Source organism: Enterobacter sp. EC_50 (genome assembly GCF_019584525.1).
Classification (GTDB): Bacteria; Pseudomonadota; Gammaproteobacteria; order Enterobacterales; family Enterobacteriaceae; genus Enterobacter; species Enterobacter roggenkampii.
This window is the reverse complement of the sequence record NZ_VDAF01000080.1, coordinates 1-583: the sequence shown is the minus strand read 5'-3', so window position 1 is coordinate 583 and position 583 is coordinate 1. Positions and strand designations below refer to the sequence as shown.

The window sequence follows — 583 nt, the reverse complement described above, 5'->3', positions numbered from 1 at the left end:
AACCACAAACCCCGATACATCCTTTAATTTGTCCATATAAGAACGACTAAACTCTGTCATTCTCTCTGTCACATCCTCATTCTGGTCGTGGCTGAAACACATCCGTATATTTCCTTGCATCGAGCGCACAAGACGTAGAGCAGGACGCGGAACTGGCAGCCCTATAGCCATTTCCGGACATACTGGTCTGAATGTTACCCATTCCACTAATTTGTCCATTAAAAAGTCAGCTCTTTTGTGACCACCATCAAAACGAACAGCAGAACCGGCCAAACAACCGCTGATTCCAATCACAGGTTTTTTTATCATATTCTCCCCCTTGACTAATTCATTAACACATAAACTGTGTAGTGCACGGAATAAATTGCCTTTCTGGCGTCATCACTGACTATTTTTCTGTTATGGACTATTCCTAATATAGTATGAAAGTTCTTTAAGTGATCGGTCGTAATCATCTATCTTTCATACTTACTCTCAACTATCAAAAGTACAGGATTTATTATGAAGTTATGGCCTGTGTTGACTGGCATTGCACTCTCTTTCACTCTTATAGCATGTAAGGCCCCGACACCACCTAAAGGTG

1 protein-coding gene and 1 pseudogene are annotated in these 583 nt (G+C 41.3%); one reads left to right on the top strand and one right to left on the bottom strand.

The window, feature by feature from the left end; translation table 11 throughout:
• Positions 1-309, bottom strand: a 309-nt coding sequence (locus tag FHC48_RS23045; protein WP_220420637.1) for a DUF523 domain-containing protein, incomplete at its 3' end; no start/stop codon positions are given.
• A 192-nt stretch (positions 310-501) separates the two neighbouring features.
• Between FHC48_RS23045 and FHC48_RS23615 the strand changes: the two are divergent.
• Positions 502-583 (top strand): annotated as a pseudogene (locus FHC48_RS23615) (hypothetical protein); the annotation flags it as partial.